The organism is Thalassobacillus devorans (assembly GCF_011761345.1).
Classification (GTDB): Bacteria; Bacillota; Bacilli; order Bacillales; family Halobacillaceae; genus Thalassobacillus; species Thalassobacillus devorans.
The window spans coordinates 184,069-203,515 of the sequence record NZ_JAASRY010000004.1 but is presented as its reverse complement, the minus strand read 5'-3'; the positions used below and the strand labels follow the sequence as shown (position 1 = coordinate 203,515).

17 protein-coding genes, 1 other RNA gene and 2 other annotated features are annotated in these 19,447 nt (G+C 42.6%); of the genes, 16 read left to right on the top strand and 2 right to left on the bottom strand.

The genetic code is table 11. The features are described 5' to 3' along the window. Window positions 1-146: 146 nt before the first annotated feature. Window positions 147-370: a binding site (T-box leader), on the top strand. Window positions 371-483: 113 nt separating this feature from the next. The 4 genes from hisS to FHS45_RS14175 all read left to right on the top strand — a co-directional run bounded on the left by hisS (window position 484) and on the right by FHS45_RS14175 (window position 4,724). Further along, complete coding sequence (gene hisS / locus FHS45_RS14190; RefSeq protein WP_062446954.1) at window positions 484-1,758, top strand: histidine--tRNA ligase; 1,275 nt, start codon at window positions 484-486, stop codon at window positions 1,756-1,758. Further along, on the top strand, window positions 1,755-3,539 hold the full coding sequence (gene aspS, locus FHS45_RS14185; RefSeq protein ID WP_062446952.1) for an aspartate--tRNA ligase: 1,785 nt from the start codon (window positions 1,755-1,757) through the stop codon (window positions 3,537-3,539). Before hisS ends, aspS begins: the two co-directional genes overlap by 4 nt. Window positions 3,540-3,638: 99 nt before the next feature. After that, window positions 3,639-3,822, top strand: a non-coding RNA gene (gene ssrS / locus FHS45_RS14180) — 6S RNA. A gap of 146 nt (window positions 3,823-3,968) precedes the next feature. Further along, window positions 3,969-4,724: a tRNA threonylcarbamoyladenosine dehydratase gene (locus tag FHS45_RS14175; protein WP_062446950.1), complete on the top strand. Its 756-nt coding sequence runs from the start codon at window positions 3,969-3,971 to the stop codon at window positions 4,722-4,724. A 61-nt stretch (window positions 4,725-4,785) separates the two neighbouring features. On the opposite strand, the gene FHS45_RS14170 is transcribed toward FHS45_RS14175, so the two are convergent. Continuing rightward, window positions 4,786-5,463 (bottom strand): RsfA family transcriptional regulator, encoded by a 678-nt coding sequence (locus FHS45_RS14170; RefSeq protein WP_062446948.1) that lies wholly within the window; start codon window positions 5,461-5,463, stop codon window positions 4,786-4,788. Window positions 5,464-5,574: 111 nt separating this feature from the next. Beyond that, the gene (locus FHS45_RS14165) at window positions 5,575-6,852 is read right to left on the bottom strand and encodes a replication-associated recombination protein A (RefSeq protein WP_062446946.1); all 1,278 of its coding nucleotides are present in this window, start codon (window positions 6,850-6,852) and stop codon (window positions 5,575-5,577) included. A 217-nt stretch (window positions 6,853-7,069) separates the two neighbouring features. Here FHS45_RS14165 and FHS45_RS14160 point away from each other — a divergent pair, with 217 nt between their 5' ends. The 12 genes from FHS45_RS14160 (at window position 7,070) to FHS45_RS14105 (ending at window position 19,414) form a co-directional block, all read left to right on the top strand. Further along, entirely contained in the window at window positions 7,070-7,774 is a 705-nt protein-coding gene (locus FHS45_RS14160) for a YczE/YyaS/YitT family protein (RefSeq protein WP_062446944.1), read from the top strand. Next, on the top strand, window positions 7,707-8,126 hold the full coding sequence (cymR, locus tag FHS45_RS14155; protein ID WP_028783311.1) for a cysteine metabolism transcriptional regulator CymR: 420 nt from the start codon (window positions 7,707-7,709) through the stop codon (window positions 8,124-8,126). Before FHS45_RS14160 ends, cymR begins: the two co-directional genes overlap by 68 nt. Window positions 8,127-8,144: 18 nt before the next feature. Beyond that, window positions 8,145-9,290, top strand: a complete 1,146-nt coding sequence (locus FHS45_RS14150) for a cysteine desulfurase family protein (RefSeq protein ID WP_062446942.1) — start codon at window positions 8,145-8,147, stop codon at window positions 9,288-9,290. A 28-nt stretch (window positions 9,291-9,318) separates the two neighbouring features. Next, on the top strand, window positions 9,319-10,431 hold the full coding sequence (gene mnmA / locus FHS45_RS14145; protein WP_062448029.1) for a tRNA 2-thiouridine(34) synthase MnmA: 1,113 nt from the start codon (window positions 9,319-9,321) through the stop codon (window positions 10,429-10,431). A gap of 86 nt (window positions 10,432-10,517) precedes the next feature. Next, the gene (locus FHS45_RS14140; protein WP_062448025.1) at window positions 10,518-11,177 is read left to right on the top strand and encodes a tetratricopeptide repeat protein; all 660 of its coding nucleotides are present in this window, start codon (window positions 10,518-10,520) and stop codon (window positions 11,175-11,177) included. 31 nt (window positions 11,178-11,208) lie between these two features. Further along, window positions 11,209-13,524, top strand: coding sequence for an SF1B family DNA helicase RecD2 (recD2, locus tag FHS45_RS14135; protein WP_062446937.1), 2,316 nt, complete (start codon window positions 11,209-11,211; stop codon window positions 13,522-13,524). Between the two features lie 545 nt (window positions 13,525-14,069). Next, window positions 14,070-14,246, top strand: coding sequence for a hypothetical protein (locus FHS45_RS14130; RefSeq protein ID WP_093045502.1), 177 nt, complete (start codon window positions 14,070-14,072; stop codon window positions 14,244-14,246). A 2-nt stretch (window positions 14,247-14,248) separates the two neighbouring features. After that, entirely contained in the window at window positions 14,249-15,310 is a 1,062-nt protein-coding gene (locus FHS45_RS14125; RefSeq protein WP_062446935.1) for an AI-2E family transporter, read from the top strand. Window positions 15,311-15,360: 50 nt separating this feature from the next. After that, window positions 15,361-15,570 (top strand) — a binding site (T-box leader). Window positions 15,571-15,734: 164 nt separating this feature from the next. Beyond that, window positions 15,735-18,362 carry an alanine--tRNA ligase gene (gene alaS, locus FHS45_RS14120; protein WP_062446933.1) on the top strand — a complete coding sequence of 876 codons (2,628 nt, stop codon included), beginning with the start codon at window positions 15,735-15,737 and terminating at the stop codon, window positions 18,360-18,362. Between the two features lie 72 nt (window positions 18,363-18,434). Then, window positions 18,435-18,701: an IreB family regulatory phosphoprotein gene (locus FHS45_RS14115; protein WP_062446930.1), complete on the top strand. Its 267-nt coding sequence runs from the start codon at window positions 18,435-18,437 to the stop codon at window positions 18,699-18,701. After that, complete coding sequence (ruvX, locus tag FHS45_RS14110; protein ID WP_062446927.1) at window positions 18,702-19,118, top strand: Holliday junction resolvase RuvX; 417 nt, start codon at window positions 18,702-18,704, stop codon at window positions 19,116-19,118. Window positions 19,119-19,132: 14 nt separating this feature from the next. Further along, on the top strand, window positions 19,133-19,414 hold the full coding sequence (locus FHS45_RS14105) for a DUF1292 domain-containing protein (protein WP_062446925.1): 282 nt from the start codon (window positions 19,133-19,135) through the stop codon (window positions 19,412-19,414). Window positions 19,415-19,447 lie beyond the last annotated feature (33 nt).

Sequence of the window (19,447 nt, the reverse complement as noted above, 5' to 3'; positions counted from 1 at the left end):
CGAGTTTAATAGTACCATTTCGACATTTTCTTTAAAATACCTTTTTTTCCATAATTTTTTCTAACTGAATATAGAAAAATATAAAGAAAAGCTTGACATTACCTTTTTGGAATCATATGATTATAATCAATTCTAAAATAGAGTCGTTAAAACCGATGAGAGAAAAAGTAATCAGGAAACATGCAGACAGAGAGGAAATGCCTTGTGGCTGGAAGCATTTCTGTGTAATGACCTGGTGAAAGACATTCTTTAGGTGCTGTGTCGAACAAGGAGTAGGCTCAGCCGTACACAGGCGTTAACTGTATGGAGAGGAAACATACTGGAGTATGTTTCAACCAGGGTGGCAACGCGGGTAACTCCCGTCCCTTTTTATAAGGGACGGGAGTTTTTTATTTTTTTATAAAACATAAGAAAACCGCTTTTTGGTATCCGTAATTGGCAACCATAGGGGCCGCTGATAATGATATAAAGGAGGATGTTGAGATGAAGGCACCAAGAGGGACACAGGATATTCTTCCTGGTACGTCCGAAAAATGGCAGTATGTAGAAAGTGCTTTAATTGAACTATGTAAAAAATACAATTACCGGGAGATCCGTACCCCGGTATTTGAACATACGGAGTTATTCCAACGAGGCGTAGGGGACACCACTGATATTGTCCAAAAAGAAATGTATACCTTTGAAGATCGTGGAGGAAGAAGTTTGACCCTCCGTCCCGAAGGAACTGCTTCTGTCGTACGCTCTTTTGTGGAACATAAAGTATTCGGTCAGCCAATGCAGCCGACGAAATTATTCTATATCGGACCGATGTTCCGTTATGAACGACCACAGCAAGGAAGAATGCGACAGTTCTACCAGTTTGGTATTGAAGCATTGGGAAGTGCTGATCCAGCTATCGATGCCGAAGTGATGGCGTTGGCAATGGCATCCTATCAGGAGCTTGGGCTGAAATCGTTGAAATTAGTAATTAACAGCTTAGGTGACTCGGAAAGCCGTAAGCAGCATCGGGAAGCGCTAATCAAACACTTTGATCCTCATCGTGAAGAATTGTGTGAGGACTGCCAGGTACGTCTTGATAAAAATCCGCTTCGGGTTCTTGATTGTAAAAAGGATAGAGAACACCCGGCAATGAAAACAGCACCGTCTGTATTGGACTATTTGAATGAGGAATCCAAGGAGTATTTTGAACAGGTGAAATCCTATTTAGATGCCATGGAAATTCCATATGTAGTCGATAAAAATCTTGTCCGGGGATTGGATTATTATAACCATACCGCTTTTGAAATAATGAGTGACGCTGAAGGCTTTGGAGCTATCACGACATTGAGTGGCGGAGGTCGGTATAACGGACTGGTGGAAGACATGGGCGGACCGGAAACCCCGGGAATCGGCTTTGCGTTAAGTATTGAGCGGCTATTGATGGCTTTAGAGGCTGAAGGGATTGAATTACCAGTTAATGAGGGAATTGATTGCTACTTTGTTGCGTTGGGCGACCAGGCAGAGAAAGAAGCCGTCCGCCTCACTTATCAGCTTCGAAAAGCAGGAGTACAGGTAGATAAAGACTACCTTGGCAGAAAAATCAAGAGCCAATTCAAGTCTGCAGACCGACTTGAGGCAAAGTATGTAATTGTGCTAGGCGAAAACGAGCTGGAAGCTGGCCAGGCGAACGTAAAATCGATGGAAACTGGTGAGCAACAAGAAGTATCGCTGGCTGATTTGGTCACTTATTTAAAGAACAAACTAGCAGGAGGGAAATGAGAATGGAAAGACATCATTGCGGCAGACTGCGTGAATCAGATATCGGCAGCAAAGTAATATTGAAAGGCTGGGTACAAAAACGCCGGGATTTAGGCGGATTAATTTTTATTGATTTTAGAGACCGTTCCGGGATAGTCCAGGTTGTATTCAACCCCGAGGTTTCCGAAGCTGCTTTGGCGACCGCTGAAAACGTCAGAAATGAATATGTATTAGAGATACATGGTGATGTGCTTGAAAGAGACGAGAGTACCATTAATGAGAACCTGGAAACGGGTGCTATAGAAGTTAAGGCAGAAAAAGTCGAAATTCTTAACAAAGCAAAGAACCCGCCTTTTATGGTTGAAGAGGATTCGGATGTTGCAGAAGACCTTCGTTTAAAATATCGTTACCTGGATTTAAGAAGGAAACCAATGCAAGAAACATTCCAATTACGTCATAAAACAACTCAAGTAGTACGGAATTTCTTGAATGAGTATGACTACCTGGAAATGGAAACACCAATGTTGACAAAAAGTACTCCAGAGGGAGCAAGGGATTATCTGGTACCAAGCCGAGTTCATCCAGGCGAGTTTTATGCTTTGCCACAGTCACCCCAATTGTTCAAGCAATTACTTATGATGTCTGGTTTTGAAAAATACTATCAGATTGCCCGTTGTTTCCGGGATGAGGATTTGAGGGCAGACCGTCAGCCGGAATTCACTCAAATTGATATTGAGACTTCCTTCATGTCCAAAGAAGAAATCATGGATATGACGGAACGGATGATGGCGAGAGTCATGAAGGAGGTAAAAGGCATTGAGCTGGAAACTCCACTACCTAGGATGCGCTATGAGGAAGCGATGGAACGCTTCGGCTCTGATAAACCCGATACTCGCTTCGGGATGGAGCTGGTTAATGTCTCCGAAGTTGTAAAAGACTCTGGCTTTAAGGTATTCAGTGGTGCTGTGACTTCAGGCGGGCAGGTAAGCGCCATAAATGTCAAAGGCCAGGCCGATGGATTTTCCAGAAAAGACATTGATAAACTGACTGATTTTGTCAAAGGGTATGGTGCAAAAGGGTTAGCATGGATGAAGGTTGACGAAGCTCAATGGAACGGTCCAATCGCTAAGTTCTTCAGCGAAGATGAGTTGATCGGGCTTGGCAATGCAGTCCACGCTGAACCGGGGGACTTGATTCTCTTTTTAGCTGACAAGACAACAGTCGTACAGGAAGGGTTGGGTGCTTTACGTTTAATGCTCGGCAAACAGCTGGAATTAATTGATGATAGTAAATTCAACTTCTTATGGGTGACCGACTGGCCATTGTTAGAATATGATGAGGATGCTGGACGTTATTTCGCAGCCCATCATCCATTCACAATGCCGGAACCTGAGGAAGTGGAGCTATTAGAGACAGATCCGGCAAAAGTACATGCCCAAGCCTATGACTTAGTGTTGAATGGCTATGAATTGGGTGGAGGATCTCTTCGTATTTATAATAAAGAGCTGCAGGATCAAATGTTTGAAGTTCTAGGGTTTTCTAAGGAAGAAGCGGAAGAGCAATTCGGATTCCTGCTTGAAGCACTTGAATATGGCACTCCTCCACATGGGGGGATAGCTTTAGGTCTTGATCGCATTGTAATGCTTCTAGCCGGCCGAAACAATCTAAGGGACACCATCCTATTCCCTAAAACTGCATCTGCCTCCTGCTTATTAACAGAAGCTCCCGGGGAAGTCAGTGAAGCACAACTAGAAGAATTACATCTAAAAACGACCGCAAAAAAAGTAAAAGAAGAACAGTGAGCTTATGAAAATGATGTAATTAATAATACAAAAACGTCCTGGCAAACTTATTGATATTTGATCTGACGTATGCTATTATTTGATTACAAAGTAAAGGAACCAATCCTGATGTGTACGTTGTTCGAATGTACGTTTTGACCGAACATTTATGTACAGGGAGCCTGGTGTTTCCATGTGGAGTGCAAGCCTCATTCCGATGAGGACGCATGAAGCATGGAACAGGGCACCCACCTGCTAGGAGCGGGTTCAAAACTCATGAAACAACGGCACAATTGGGATTGGACTTACATACGTAAAGACCTTAAGGGGAACCTTAAGGTTTTTTTACTTTATGGAAGGTTAATGAGTTAAAGATAATCTATAAGTAGGCTTCCGCAATAAAGATTAGGCGCGAAGCCGGTTTTTTAATGAAAGGGGCGGCTTATCGTTATGTTGCATCAATTTTCACGGAATGAGTTGGCGGTCGGAAAAGAAGGCTTAGAGTTACTGAAGGGTTCTACGGTAGCTGTGTTAGGAATTGGGGGAGTCGGCTCTTTTAGTGTTGAAGCTTTAGCCAGAACAGGTATAGGCAAGTTAATATTAATCGATAAAGACGTGGTGGATATTACAAATATTAACCGACAATTGCCTGCACTCCTTTCTACGATTGGACAGCCTAAAGCTGAATTAATGAAGGAACGAATTCGTGATATTAATCCAGAATGTGAAGTAATTACCCTAAATATGTTTTATACGGAAGAGACTTACGAAACATTATTTGATTATCAGACTGATTTTATTTTAGATGCCAGTGATACAATCATCTATAAAGTCCACCTTATTAAAGAGTGTATTTCACGCGATATACCCATCATCTCTAGTATGGGTGCTGCGAACAAGACGGATCCCACCAAGTTTCAAATAGCGGATATTTTTAAGACCAGCTATGACCCTATTGCTAAGGTGATTCGAAAAAAATTACGGGAAGCAGGGATTAAAAAAGGCGTTCCTGTTGTATACTCGCAGGAAAAGCCAATAAAAATCAAAGAAGATGTAAGAAAAGAGATAGCGCCGGAGAATGCAGAAACCAGGAAAGCGGAGATGCCTCCCTCTTCCAATGCTTTTGTGCCTTCCGTTGCAGGGCTGATTATGGCCAGTTATGTAGTTAATGAGATATTAAAGACGATCGATATAGAAAGGTACTAAAAAAGCAGGAGGCGATTATGCGCTTCCTGCCTTTATATTATTGGGAATACTGGATTGCAGGCTATTTTGCCACTTGTTCCAGGTTTCCATTTCGTTCCATGCGGAATTGTGGTTTGGCAAAGTCTCCATCTTCATCAAATACAATCATTTTCCTAGCCCGATCCATGATTTGAATCAAAGCCTGATAATCATCCTGCATCGTAACTAACTGACGTTGCAGCTGTGCATATTGATGTTCCAGTTTTTCTTTGTCCTCTTTAAGTTGTCTGTTTTCAGCAGTAACTTTTTCTAGTTTGTTTCTATGATTCGTAGAGTATTCCATATCAGATTGAAGGTTACGTAAATAATCAATGACAGATCTTAAATTCAACTGGGCAGCAGGGGCATCAGAAGCATCAGAAGCATGACTCACATTAGCTGGTTCCGGTACTAAGGATGAATTAGCATCCACTTCCGCGAATGTACGCTGGGTTTTAGCTGGTCGTTTGGGCTGCTCTATAGCTTCTGCCCGTTTCTTTTCTTTCCGTTGTTTTTTTGCAATTTCAATCGCCTGTTCGTATTTTTGCCTGACTTCTGCATTCCATCGGAACCCGCATGCTGCTGAGGTGCGATTCAAAGCATCTCCAACTTCGTCGAATGCTTTCAGCTGGGTACTTCCCTCTCGGATATGTCTTAAAACAGTTTCCGCTAACAATAAATCATCTTCATGAGACCATGCATCCTGTCTGACTTTCGTCATTTTCATTCACTCCTAATCTTAATGATTTATCTAGTATTTTTAAAAACTAGTTTGTTATTTTTATGCCTATTGTGACCATTAAGAAAAGGATTTATACCAATATAGCAATAATTATTTATTTTTTTGCTGGTTTATTTTCTCATAGACTTGTTTCATAGCCTGCTCAAACTTACCTGTACCTTTGGGCTGGTAATATTTTTTATGTTTGATGGTATCAGGCAGGTATTGTTGATTGACCCATGCATTCTCATAGTTGTGTGGATATTTATACTCTACACCTCTTCCGAGTTTGTTAGCTCCCTTATAGTGAGAATCTTTCAAGTGTAAAGGGACTTCCCCGCTGTTTCCACTTCTGATATCACTTAAAGCTTCGTCTAATGCTTTATAAGCACTGTTCGATTTAGGGGACAACGCTAATTCTGATACTGCAACAGAAAGTGGAATCCTGGCTTCGGGGAAGCCAAGGCGTTCCGCCGCTTCTACCGCTGCAATAGCTCGTGGTCCTGCCTGTGGATTAGCAAGTCCTATGTCTTCATAAGCGATGACGACTAACCTTCTGGCAATACTGTCTAGGTCTCCTGCTTCAATTAAACGGCCTAAATAGTGGAGCGCAGCATTTACATCACTTCCCCGAATCGATTTTTGGAATGCCGATAGAACATCATAATGCGCGTCTCCGTCTTTATCATGGGAGAAGCTCTTTTTTTGCATGCAATCTTCAGCAGTTGCAAGGGTTATAGGAACCGTTCCTTCCTGGTCAGCAGGCGTGGAATAGGCTGCAAGTTCCAGCCCGTTTAAGGCTGCGCGTAAATCTCCATTCGCTGCTTGTGCAAAATGTTCCATGGCATCATTGGATACTTCAAGGGACAGTTCTCCGAGTCCTTCTGTTTCATCGGTGATGGCCAGATTCAAAGCTTCTTTTATATCCTCTTTGCCAAGACGGTATAGTTCAAACAGGTGGCAACGACTTCGAATTGCTGGATTAATGGAATGATAAGGATTGCTGGTTGTACAGCCGATCAGTGTCAGCAAATTGGTTTCCAGGTGTGGAAGTAGGAAGTCTTGTTTCGCTTTATCTAATCGGTGGACTTCATCAAGGATCAGCACCATTTGCCCGTGCATCTTTGCTTCTTCGACAGCAATTTCCATGTCTTTCTTTTTATCTGTCACTGCATTAAGGATTTTAAAAGGAATGCCGAGGCTTTTAGCTAAGGCCATTGCCATTGATGTCTTTCCGGTGCCTGGAGGGCCGAATAATATCATCGATGCCAGCCGGTTTGCTTGCACCATCCTCCTAATTGTTTTTCCTTCTGAAACGAGATGTTTCTGCCCGATGATTTCATCTATATCCGTGGGCCGCATTCGAAAAGCTAATGGTTTTTGTTTCATTCTTTTTGTCCCCTTTATCGTCATCCTTCTTTTGATAAGCGTAGTGATATTTCAGATAGAATGCAAGAGCTGTACATTCATGCTATAATAGCGTTTGTTATAAGTACAAGATAAGCAGTATCCGTGCAGCTTATATGTTGCTATGGAGGTTCACGATTCAAGGCATACTTCATTTATTTTAAGAAGCTGTATAGTATTTTAGTCAGGGGGAGAGTATATGTCTCGCCATCCGAATGATTTTTATCATTACATGGTACGCTGGTCATTTTTTGTGATTGGCTTGATTATATTGGCTTTTGGCATTTCACTAACCATACAAGCAAAAGTTCTTGGAATTGGCCCATGGGATGTCTTTCATTATGGATTATTTGTACAATTAGGATTAACCATAGGAACATGGGCGATTATTGCCGGTCTCGTTATCGTTGCTGTTACTTCGATTGCCAAGAGACAATGGCCGCAAATCGGCACGATATTGAATATGGTCCTAATTGGTGTTTTTATTGATTTATTTAACTGGGTATTACCGGAACCCGAACAATTATGGGTTGCGATAGTTGTTTTTGTCATAGGAACGATTGTAATGGCTTATGGCATTGGTATTTATGTGGCTCCTGGTATGGGAGCCGGTCCACGTGACAGTTTGATGCTCGTATTGACCGAAGCTACAGGCTGGAAGGTATCCACCGTTAGAAACTGGAATGAAATTATCATTGCATTACTTGGATGGATGCTCGGCGGTCCTGTAGGCGTCGGGACAGTAATTATTGCACTATTCCTTGGAACAATGGTCGGGTTTTCCCTGCCACAAGCGAAGCAATTACTTAACTTTTTCCTGAAGAAAGGTGAAAAGCATGAAAATATCTACAAAGGGCCGGTACGGCCTGACAATCATGATCGAACTGGCGAAGAGGTACGGTGAAGGGCCGATATCGCTTAAACAAATTGCCCGAGAAAAAGATTTGTCTGAACATTACCTGGAGCAGTTGGTCGCTCCTCTTAGGAATGCAAGGCTTGTTAAAAGTGTACGAGGAGCCTATGGAGGCTACATGTTGACCAAAGCTCCTCATGAAATCACAGCAGGAGATGTCATACGGGTTCTGGAAGGTCCGATTACTCCGGTCGAGGGGATTGAGGACGAAGAACCAGCTAAACAGGCGCTATGGAAAAGAGTCAGAGACGCAGTAAAAGAAGTCCTGGACACCACTACCTTGGAAGATTTGAAAGACCATGTCGAGGATCAAACCCAGGACGCTTATATGTTTTACATTTAATTAAATGGAAGTGATTTTATGAAAGAAATCTATCTGGACCATGCAGCGACAACACCTGTCCATCCGCAAGTGATTGAAAGTATGGTGCCTGTCTACCAGGAAGTATTCGGAAACCCTTCCAGCGTCCATCAATTTGGAAGGAAGGCAAGAAGGATATTAGATGATGCACGTCGTACAGTTGCCAGAAGTATTGGCGCTAATGAGAAAGAAATTATATTCACAAGCAGTGGGACAGAAGCTGACAACATGGCTTTAATTGGAACAGCACGCGCCAATAAAGAAAAAGGAAATCATGTGATTACCACTTCTATCGAACACCATGCAACGCTTCATGCTGCAGAACAGCTGGAAAAAGAGGGGTTTCAAGTCACTTACCTTCAACCTGATGAAAGCGGCCTTATTAGCGTAAAAGAATTTCAAGAAAAATTGACCGACGATACGATCGTTGTTTCCGTCATAGCCGTAAATAATGAAACAGGAGTAATCCAGCCTATTGAGAAGATTGGTAAGATGTTGGAAAATCACCCAGCCTATTTCCACACAGACGCTGTACAGGCATACGGGGCATTAGAACTCGAGGTGGAAGAGCTGAAGGTGGATATGCTTACAGTTTCCGGGCATAAAATCAATGGTCCTAAAGGAATCGGTTTCTTGTATGCCAAGGAAGGTACAGTGATCCAGACATTGCACTTTGGTGGTGAGCAAGAACGGAAACGCCGCCCTGGTACGGAGAACCTTCCGGCCGTAATAGGTCTGCAAACAGCAGTAGAACTTATGGTGGAAGAACGAGAGTCCCGTGTGGAAACTTATAAACAATATAAATCCCTGTTTTTGGACACCTTATTAGAAGAACAGGTAACGTTTTCTATCAACGGTGATCCCGAAAGAATGGTAGCTACCATCGTCAATCTAAGCTTTCCGGGGATGAATGTGGAAACGCTGCTGACAAATTTCGATCTGGCAGGAATTGCAGCTTCAAGCGGGAGTGCCTGTACTGCTGGATCGGTAGAGCCTTCCCATGTTCTATCAGCAATGTACGGAGCTTCGGATGAGCGGACAGTCAACTCCATTCGTTTTAGCTTTGGAATGGCCAACTCACAAGAAAACGTCATAGAAGCAGCTAGAAAAATCAGTCAAGTAATCAGACGTCTACAAGCGATTTAAGGTTTAACAAAAAGAGGTGAATAACGTGGTGAAAGACCCAAAAGATACCCGTGTTGTCATTGGTATGAGTGGTGGAGTCGATTCATCGGTAGCAGCTTTGCTTTTGAAAGAGCAGGGGTATGATGTAGTCGGCATTTTTATGAAAAACTGGGATGATACCGATGAAAACGGGGTTTGTACAGCTACTGAAGATTTTGAAGATGTGATAAGGGTGTGTAATCAGTTGGATATCCCTTATTACGCTGTCAATTTTGAAAAACAATATTGGGATAAAGTGTTCCGTTACTTTTTAGATGAATACAAAGCAGGCCGGACCCCCAATCCGGATGTGATGTGCAATAAGGAGATCAAGTTCAAAGCATTTTTGGATCATGCTATTTCTCTTGGCGCTGATTACCTTGCGACTGGCCACTATGCTCAGGTGAGTGAAATAGATGGCGTTTATGAAATGCTGCGCGGAAAAGATAATAATAAGGATCAAACGTATTTCCTTAATCAGCTTTCCCAGGATGTTTTGGCGAAAGTAATATTCCCGCTCGGACATCTCGAAAAGAAAAAAGTACGTGAAATCGCCAGAGAGCATGATCTGGCTACAGCAGCCAAAAAAGACAGTACCGGGATTTGTTTTATAGGTGAACGTAATTTCAAGGAGTTCTTAAGCGAATATCTCCCTGCGCAGCCTGGAGAAATGCAGACCCTGGATGGGGAAGTAAAAGGACGTCATGACGGATTAATGTATTATACACTGGGACAACGTCAGGGATTAGGTATTGGCGGTGCTGGGGAACCTTGGTTTGTCGTTGGTAAGAACTTAGAGGATAATATCCTTTATGTCGGACAAGGGTTCCATCATGATGCGTTATATTCAGAAGCGCTGATTGCCACTCAAATCAACTGGATCAGCCGAAAAGCACCAAATGGTGAAATGGAATGTACGGCAAAGTTCCGTTATCGTCAGGATGACAGTCCGGTCACAGTCCAGGTGTTGGATGATGATAAAGTGAAAGTGATTTTCCATGAATCACAACGAGCCATTACTCCAGGTCAGGCTGTCGTCTTTTATGACGGAGAAGTATGTCTGGGCGGAGCGACCATCGATGAGGTTCTAAAAGAAGACCAGGCGTTGACATATGTAGGGTGAAACGCTGAAAAAGCGGTCAAGGAAGACCATGCATGGCCGGAATATTGGGCGCATGGTCTTTTCTTATGGAAAGAAAGGGGATAAACATGGATAAACTAGCTAAAGGTATCGAAGAAATGAAAGAGCATAATTACGAGCAAGCAGCCAAATGGTTTACAGAGGCGATCGATGAAAACCCTGAAGAACCATTGGGTTATATCAATTTTGGCAATCTATTGCTGCATATGAAAGATTACGAGCGTGCCCAGCGTTTTTTTGAACGAGCAATTGAAAAAGACAGTCATGCCGCTACTGCCTATTATGGGTTAGGGAATACATTCTATGACCAGGAGAACTATGCACGTGCTCAGGAACAATTTCTGCGGGCGATTGAAGAAGGCTTAAATGAAGCTGATGTGCATTTTATGATGGGGATGACATTCGTACATCAGGACCATCAGCGCCTGGCGTTACCTTACCTGATGACAGCGTCTGAAATGGATGAACATGATATTGATATCCAATTCCAATATGGATTATGTCTTGCTCAGAATGAAGATATCGAACATGCGGAAAAGCAGATGAATCATGTGCTACAATTAGAAGCAAATCATAGTGATGCTCATTACAACCTTGGCGTTATAGCCTTATATAAAGAAGATGCTGACGCAGCCCTTAAGCATTTCAACCAAGCATTAGAGATCCAGCCGGAGCACATGCTGGCGGCTAATGGAAAAAAACAGTTAGAAAATCTGTTAGATAACTAAAGCTGGGCAGGAAAGGAGAAGACGGATAGCAATGGAAACAAGTGAAGAGAAACAGCAGATTGAGGCGGGTTATATTAAAGGTAAGTTAAATCGGATGATTTTTCATAATGATTCCGAGCATTTTTCCATTGCTTCCGTCCGAATTAAAGACACGAATGAGCCCATTGAAGAAAAGGATGTTGTAATTAAAGGTCATTTTTCTCCATTAGAAGAAGGAGAAAGTTACATCTTCCAAGGGAAAATACAACAGCATCCTAAATTCGGGAAGCAATATCAGATAGATTTTTATCGCCGGGTGCTTCCAGAGTCAAAAGATGGATTGATTGCTTATTTATCCAGTGATTTGTTCCAGGGTATTGGCAAAAAAACAGCAGAAAAGATTTATCAACATCTTGGTAATCAGGCTGTCACAGCAATTTTAAATAATAAATCCGTATTAGACGACATCCCTGGCATGAAAAAGGAACAAGGAGACCGCCTTTATCATGCTTTAAAAGAACATCAGGGATTTGAACATGTGGTAATCCACGTATCAAAATACGGATTCGGATTGAAAATGGCTCAAAAAATCTACGAGGTCTTCAAAGAGGAAAGCTTGTCTATTCTACAGGAAGATCCCTATCAGCTTGTATTCCATGTAGAGGGGTTTGGTTTTCATCGGGCAGATGAAGTGGCACGGGTGAATGAAGTGCCTTTCGACCACCCGACACGAATACGGGCGGCGTGTCTTTATATTTTGCAGCAAAGTTACCAGACGGGACACGTTTATTTGCCGACTCGTGAAGTATTAGAAAGTGTCGATCGTCTTTTGAACGGCAGTCAGCAGGCGATCTCATTTGAAAACCTCTCCCAGCAGTTAATACAAATGGGGGAAGAGGGCATTGTCCGTATCGAAACGGACCGTGTTTACCTCCCTTCCTTATTCCATGCAGAAAATGGATTCTGCCACCAATTAGAAAGAATTATAGCAAAAGATGTGGATGCTGATTACACACAAGCGGAATTATTAAAGATCATTGGTAAGGTGGAAGAAGAAGAAGCACTCAGCTATGGACAGGATCAATTTCAAGCGATAGAAAAAGCATTGCAATCAAAAGTTATGATTTTGACCGGGGGACCTGGTACTGGAAAGACGACGGTCATTAAGGGGATTATTCGTGCCTACGCAGAATTAAATGAATTATCGCTTAACCCGGAAGATTATGATCAGGATCAGCCTTTCCCGTTTGTATTGACTGCACCCACTGGAAGAGCTTCTAAACGAATGACCGAATCCACAGGATTGCCTGCCAGGACGGTTCATAGGCTGCTAGGGTGGGATGGCAAGCATTCCTTTGAAAAAAATCAAAATAATCAGCTGGAAGGGAAACTTCTGATTGTAGACGAATTTTCCATGGTAGATATTTGGCTTGCCAACCAATTATTCCGTGCTATCCCTTCAGATATGCAAGTTTTAGTGGTAGGTGATGAAGACCAGCTTCCATCCGTCGGACCTGGACAAGTGTTGACTGATTTACTGGCTTCTCAGCAGCTTCCATTTGTCCAATTACAGGAAGTTTACCGGCAAAAGGAAGGCTCACGTATCATTCAGCTGGCTCATGAAATAAAAAATGACAGCTGTACTCTCCAGTCATTGCGAAAAGAACAGGATTTCACTTTTATTGATGCTGGGGAGTATCAATTAGTAGATGTTGTAACACAAATAGTCAAACGGGCAATGGACAAAGGGATTGAACGTCGTGAAATCCAGGTACTCGCCCCAATGTATCGGACGCATGTAGGCATCAATAAACTAAATGAAGAAATTCAATGGTTAGTCAATCCGCCTAGTAAGCAGAAAAGGGATATAAAATTCAAAGAGCTCGTCTACCGGACTGGTGATAAAGTGATTCAGCTTGTCAATCAACCGGAAGATGGGGTTTATAATGGAGACATTGGCGAGATTGTAGCGATTTTCAGGGAAGATGAAAATGTTGATCAGGTTGAACAGATAGTCATTGATTTTGATGGGAAAGAAGTAGTCTATCCTAAGAAAGATTTATCTAATATCACACTTGCTTACTGTACCTCGATTCATAAATCGCAAGGGTCAGAATTTTCTATTGTCATAATGCCAGTAGTCAGAAGTTACCGGCGTATGCTTCGTAAAAACCTATTATATACGGCGATTACAAGAAGCAAGCGATCGCTGATTATATGCGGTGATAAGCAAGCATTCCTGGAAGGCGTCAAAACAGAAGACACCAACCTTCGAAATACGCATTTAAAAGAGAAATTGACAGAGAACAACGCTACTCCAATTTCCGATGAGGAAGAAGAAGAAATCTCACCCTATGACTTTATGTAAAAGTACTGCATCTAGTATTTTTAACTAAGAATTCAACAAACCTCTCATGTTCATCCCATAGGAGTCTTGCAATTTCTCCTCCCTCCTTGAGTTTATGAGAGAAACGGAAACATCGGTATATGTTCAAACAAAGAGTGAGCTACGCCTGAAATGTGACCTTAAAACCGCGTAATTGCTCAATCAGTCATTAAAAGTCGAAGACATCTACAATATGTCTTGGGTTCGTTACTCCCATTCTTCGTAGGGGTTGGTTGGGAAACTGCGAGACTCCCGCGGGAGAAGGAGCTAGGCGAGACCCCACAAGGAGTGAAACGACTGAGGAGGCTTGCCGGTTCCCCCGCAGGAAAGCGAGTAGTTTCCCAGCCACCCTTACTCTTTTATGGTAAAGAACCCCTGCTAACTCGAAATCAAGTCTTCGATTTTTTGAGCCTATTATTGGATATACTTCTTTAAAGGAATCACCAAAAACAGTTCTAAATAGAGGATTACCATGTATAAACGAAGCTTTGTCAGGACATGATAGGGGCTAAAAAGGAGTTTTTCTCTTGATTTGCCCTAACTGTCAACGTAAAGATATCGGAAAAGTCGGCACTAATCAGTACTATTGTTGGAATTGCTATATTGAACTATCCTATGAAAATGGCAGAATGAATGTCCACCAGATCGAAGAAGACGGGAGCTTAAGTTCCCTGAATGACTTGTTCTTCCAGGAAGCAGAATAAAGATGGAAGAGAAAATCAGACGCGCATTATATCGTTTTGTGCTGCTGATCTTTATTCTATTAAGTTTATTTTTGCTGGCAAAGTTGTTTCCTTATTATAAGGGGATGTTGGTTGGCGTATGGAAGGTTCTTATACCTTTTCTAATTTCAGGTTTTATAGCATTTCTGCTTCATCCTGTCGTTGAGAAATTGCATGAACGCCATTTGCCGCGCTGGGCAGCGATTCTTGTAATCTTCTTTCTGTTTTTTGCAGGGGTGGGTTACGGGCTATATAAAGGTATACCGAGGTTAATCCACCAATTAAGGGACCTGAATGCTCAAATTCCTGAATTTGCCGAAGGTTACCGAAACCTGATTTTACAAATCTATCAGCAAACATCTGATTTGCCGGAAAGCTTTCATGATCAGTTGACCGAGATTCTGTACCAGCTGGAAACCTGGACGAACGAACGGGTTACAATGCTGATTGCGAGCTTCACTGGTATCATGGATGTACTAGTGGTGGCTGCTGTTATTCCTGTTTTGACATTTTATTTTCTTAAGGATATCGAACGGATTAAAGAGGCATGTAAGAAATTGACACCAAAACGGTTTCATTTTGAAGGCAAGACGCTGGTGCATGATATAAGTATTTCGCTCGGCGGCTATATACGAGGACAATTTATTGTCTGTTTGTTCGTTGGATGCCTTTCTTTTATCGGGTTTTGGCTCATTGGAATTAATTATCCACTGCTTTTGGGAGTGGTAGTCGGGGCTACCAATATTATTCCTTACTTTGGGCCACTGATTGGTGCTTTTCCCGCTGTGATTATAGCTCTTACTACATCTGTGAAAATGGTAGTCTATGTGCTTATTACAATTATCGTTGTCCAGGTTATTGAAGGCAACCTGTTATCTCCATATATAGTAGGTAAAAGCATCCATATTCACCCGATACTTATCATCCTTGCTTTACTTGTTGGAGAAGAGGCGGCTGGCATCCTGGGCATGATTCTGGCTGTCCCGATCCTAACCTGTATCAAGGTGATAGCGGAACACATATGGAGAGCAAAGGCTGCCCATTGACAACTACTGGATAGTTATCTATAATAACGCATATCCAAATCAATTTGTTATAGAATATGTTGACGGAACTGAGTATGCAGCAGACCATTCTTTAAGAGAGGGATTTCCTTGGCTGAGAGAGATTCTGGATGAAGGGCTGCAGAAGCTATTCCCGAGTGCGGTTAAAAACCGCCGGCCACGCACCGTTACCAGCGTCCAAGGTGATGGAGATTTACTCCATAATCAGGGTGGTACCGCGGAAATGATACCCCGTCCCTGCTCAATAAGAGCAGGGACGGTTTTTTTATTCTTTTGTATCATCAACCATCAAGAAAAGGTAACAACCCGAAACACGCTGAATTTCAGCTTTTCCCACACCCTTGCAGGTGTTAAATCAATGCTTACGCTTTAGTTGTTACGAAAATAATTCAGGAGGAATAAAAAGATGAAAAAACTCACTTCAGCAGAAGTACGCCAAATGTATCTGGATTTTTTTAATGAAAAAGGACACCGCACCGAACCAAGTGCCTCACTTGTCCCGCATGAGGATCCGACTTTATTATGGATCAATAGCGGTGTGGCAACATTGAAGAAGTATTTTGATGGCAGAGTGGTCCCCGAGAACCCTAGAATCGTCAATGCGCAAAAATCTATCCGCACCAACGATATTGAAAATGTCGGGAAGACAGCACGCCACCATACTTTCTTTGAAATGCTCGGTAATTTTTCAATTGGAGATTACTTTAAAGAAGAAGCTATTATATGGGGATGGGAGTTCCTTACCAGTCCGGAATGGATCGGGTTCGACAAAGATCTCCTATCGGTCACTGTCCATCCTGAAGATGACGAAGCATACAACATCTGGAGGGATGTAGTGGGGCTACCGGAAGAGCGGATCATCCGATTGGAAGAGAATTTCTGGGATATTGGAGAAGGTCCGAGTGGACCAAACACAGAAATTTTCTTTGATCGTGGCGAAAAATATGGGAACGATCCAAGTGATCCAGAATTATATCCCGGCGGGGAAAATGAACGGTACCTGGAAATTTGGAACCTTGTATTTTCTCAGTTCAATCATAATCCCGACGACACCTATACCCCCTTGCCGAAGAAAAATATTGATACCGGAATGGGATTAGAGCGGATGGTCTGTGTCATTCAGGATACACCTACAAACTTTGAAACGGATTTATTCATGCCGATCATCCAAGAAACAGAAAGGCTCGCTAACGTGAAATACGGGCAGGACACAGAATATGATGTGTCGTTCAAAGTAATAGCCGATCATATACGTACTGTAGCGTTCGCGGTAGGTGATGGAGCTCTGCCTTCCAATGAGGGGCGCGGATATGTCTTGCGACGTTTATTGCGACGTGCAGTAAGGTATGCAAAGCAAATTGGAATCCATGAGCCATTCATGTACAAGCTCGTTCCACAAGTTGCTGATATTATGATAGATTTCTATCCGGAAGTAAACGAAAAGCGGCCATTTATTCAAAATGTAATTAAAACAGAAGAAGAACGTTTCCATGAGACGCTGAATGACGGACTTTCGATATTATCAGATATCATCAAGGAAGAAACGAAAAAAGGTAATAATGTCTTCCCAGGTACAGAAGTCTTCCGTCTCTACGACACTTATGGTTTTCCAAAAGAATTAACAGAAGAATATGTGGAAGAAGCAGGGTTTACCATTGATGAAGAAGGCTTCCAGAAGGAAATGGAAAAGCAGCGGGAGCGCGCTCGTAGTGCTCGCCAAAAGTCGGATTCCATGCAAATCCAGGAAGGTGTACTTGGAGATGTTCAATCTGAAAGTGAATTCATCGGCTATAATAACCTTAAAGTAGAAGCGAAGGTCGTGGAAATGATCAAAGAAAAGTCATTTGCAGACACAGCAGAATCAGGTGAGACAGCCTATATCTTTTTAGATCGTACTCCTTTTTATGCGGAAAGTGGAGGTCAAATCGCTGACAAAGGGTGGATAAAAAGCGATCAAGTAGGCCTGGAAGTGAAAAATGTGCAAAAAGCACCAAATGGTCAGCACATGCATGAAGTGGTAGTAGCGGAAGGGAGATTAGAAAAGGGCGCAACAGTGACAGCTGTAGTGGATGCCTCGGCCCGCTCTTTTGTCGTGAAGAATCATACAGCTACACACCTGCTTCATCAGGCATTAAAAGATGTACTGGGCAATCATGTCAACCAGGCTGGTTCTTTGGTGGCTCCGGATCGTCTCCGTTTTGACTTTTCCCATTTCGGTTCTGTATCAGAAGAGGAGCTGCATCAAATCGAAGGAATCGTCAATGAGAAAGTGTGGGAGTCGATACCTGTACAGATCGAGTTTAACTCGTTGCAGGAAGCGAAGGAAAAGGGTGCGATGGCTTTATTTGGTGAGAAATATGGTGATCAGGTCCGTGTGGTTCAAGTAGGAGACTATAGCATGGAACTGTGCGGAGGTTGTCATGTGCTTAATACTGCTGAAATCGGCCTCTTCAAGATTGTCTCTGAGACAGGGATAGGTGCTGGTACAAGAAGGATTGAAGCAGTCACTGCAAAAGATGCTTATCAATATATGAACGGAAAAGAAACACTTCTTAAGGAAGCCGCTGCACGTTTGAAGACAAAACCGGAGCAGGTACCTGAGCGAATTGACGTACTACATCAGGAATTGAAGGCAGAACAAAGAGAAAAAGAATCGTTAGCCAGTAAGCTTTCTAACCTTGAGGCGAGTTCCATTCTGGATGAAGTTGAAGAAGTCAATGGTATTCCTGTCCTTGCAAAACAAGTGAATGTCAAAGATGCAAATGCTCTTAGAAGCATGATGGATGAACTGAAGCAAAAGCTTGAATCAGGGATCATACTATTGGCAGCTTCGAATGGGGAAAAAGTCCAGTTGATTGCAGGAGTTTCCAAGGATCTTATCGAAGATGGTTACCATGCAGGGAAATTGATTAAAGAAGCTGCTGCTCGCTGCGGTGGTGGAGGCGGCGGTCGTCCGGACATGGCGCAAGCTGGTGGAAAAGACCCATCGAAGATAGAAGATGCGCTCCAATATGCAAAAGAATATGTTCAATAAACCCCGATGTTTTTCAAACTCCTGAATTAAGTATATAATGGAGTAAATCATAAAAAGGTGCGAGGTGTTAAGATGAGTTCAATGGACAAGACAATGAAATTTAATTTTTCAGAGGAGCCGTTTGATCAGGATGTGCGTGCTGTACTGCTTTCGGTACACGAATCGCTAAAAGAGAAAGGGTATAATCCGATCAACCAGATAGTAGGCTACCTGCTTTCCGGGGATCCAGCGTATATTCCTCGCCATAAAGATGCCAGGAACTTAATCAGGAAAATGGAACGGGATGAATTAATTGAAGAGCTGGTGAAATACTATCTGGAGGGAAACAAAGACAAATAAATGAAAACAATGGGATTAGATGTCGGAGAAAAAACAATCGGAGTGGCAATCTCCGACGGTTTAGGCTGGACTGCCCAGGGTATTACAACAATTAAGTGGACAGAGCCGGACTTTGAAACGGCTATTGCCCCTTTAAAGGAACTCATCGATGACCATGAAGTATCCAAGGTAGTAATCGGCCTTCCAAAAAACATGAATGGAACTGTTGGGCCACGTGGTGAAGCCAGTAAGGAATTCGGGCAGCAGTTGGAAGAAGCTTTCCAATTGCCGGTAGTTTACTGGGATGAACGTTTGACAACCATGGCTGCTGAACGTGTTTTACTAAATGCAGATGTCAGTAGAAAAAAGAGAAAGAAAGTAATCGATAAGATGGCAGCCAGTATAATCCTGCAAAGCTATCTGGATGCCAATCAATAAAGGAGTGGATTTGCATGGCCCTAGAAGAACAAGAGCGTATTATCATCCCTGATGAGAATGGAGAAGAACATCTTTTTGAGGTGTTGTTCACCTTTGATGTGGACGAGACGAACCATTCTTATATTGCAGTAGTCCCAGCGGAACAAAAAGATGAGGAAGAAGTAGAAGTCTTCGCTTTCCGTTACGAAGAAAAAGAAGGCGATGACGATGATTTAGCTTTATATCAAATCGAGACAGATGAAGAGTGGAACATGGTAGAAGAAACATTGAACACACTGACAGAAGAACAAGAGTAAAGAAAACATAAAGCCTGCCCCTGTAATTGGCTT

Bases quoted from the DNA above. Each gene is read 5' to 3' on its own strand.
- recD2 (WP_062446937.1), top strand. From the start codon at position 11,209: ATGGAAACAAGTGAAGAGAAACAGCAGATTGAGGCGGGTTATATTAAA.
- FHS45_RS14125 (WP_062446935.1), top strand. From the start codon at position 14,249: ATGGAAGAGAAAATCAGACGCGCATTATATCGTTTTGTGCTGCTGATC.
- FHS45_RS14165 (WP_062446946.1), bottom strand. From the start codon at position 6,852: ATGAAACAAAAACCATTAGCTTTTCGAATGCGGCCCACGGATATAGAT.
- FHS45_RS14170 (WP_062446948.1), bottom strand. From the start codon at position 5,463: ATGACGAAAGTCAGACAGGATGCATGGTCTCATGAAGATGATTTATTG.
- cymR (WP_028783311.1), top strand. From the start codon at position 7,707: ATGAAAATATCTACAAAGGGCCGGTACGGCCTGACAATCATGATCGAA.
- FHS45_RS14105 (WP_062446925.1), top strand. From the start codon at position 19,133: ATGGCCCTAGAAGAACAAGAGCGTATTATCATCCCTGATGAGAATGGA.
- aspS (WP_062446952.1), top strand. From the start codon at position 1,755: ATGAGAATGGAAAGACATCATTGCGGCAGACTGCGTGAATCAGATATC.
- alaS (WP_062446933.1), top strand. From the start codon at position 15,735: ATGAAAAAACTCACTTCAGCAGAAGTACGCCAAATGTATCTGGATTTT.
- FHS45_RS14140 (WP_062448025.1), top strand. From the start codon at position 10,518: ATGGATAAACTAGCTAAAGGTATCGAAGAAATGAAAGAGCATAATTAC.
- FHS45_RS14175 (WP_062446950.1), top strand. From the start codon at position 3,969: ATGTTGCATCAATTTTCACGGAATGAGTTGGCGGTCGGAAAAGAAGGC.
- FHS45_RS14160 (WP_062446944.1), top strand. From the start codon at position 7,070: ATGTCTCGCCATCCGAATGATTTTTATCATTACATGGTACGCTGGTCA.
- hisS (WP_062446954.1), top strand. From the start codon at position 484: ATGAAGGCACCAAGAGGGACACAGGATATTCTTCCTGGTACGTCCGAA.
- FHS45_RS14115 (WP_062446930.1), top strand. From the start codon at position 18,435: ATGAGTTCAATGGACAAGACAATGAAATTTAATTTTTCAGAGGAGCCG.
- FHS45_RS14150 (WP_062446942.1), top strand. From the start codon at position 8,145: ATGAAAGAAATCTATCTGGACCATGCAGCGACAACACCTGTCCATCCG.
- ruvX (WP_062446927.1), top strand. From the start codon at position 18,702: ATGAAAACAATGGGATTAGATGTCGGAGAAAAAACAATCGGAGTGGCA.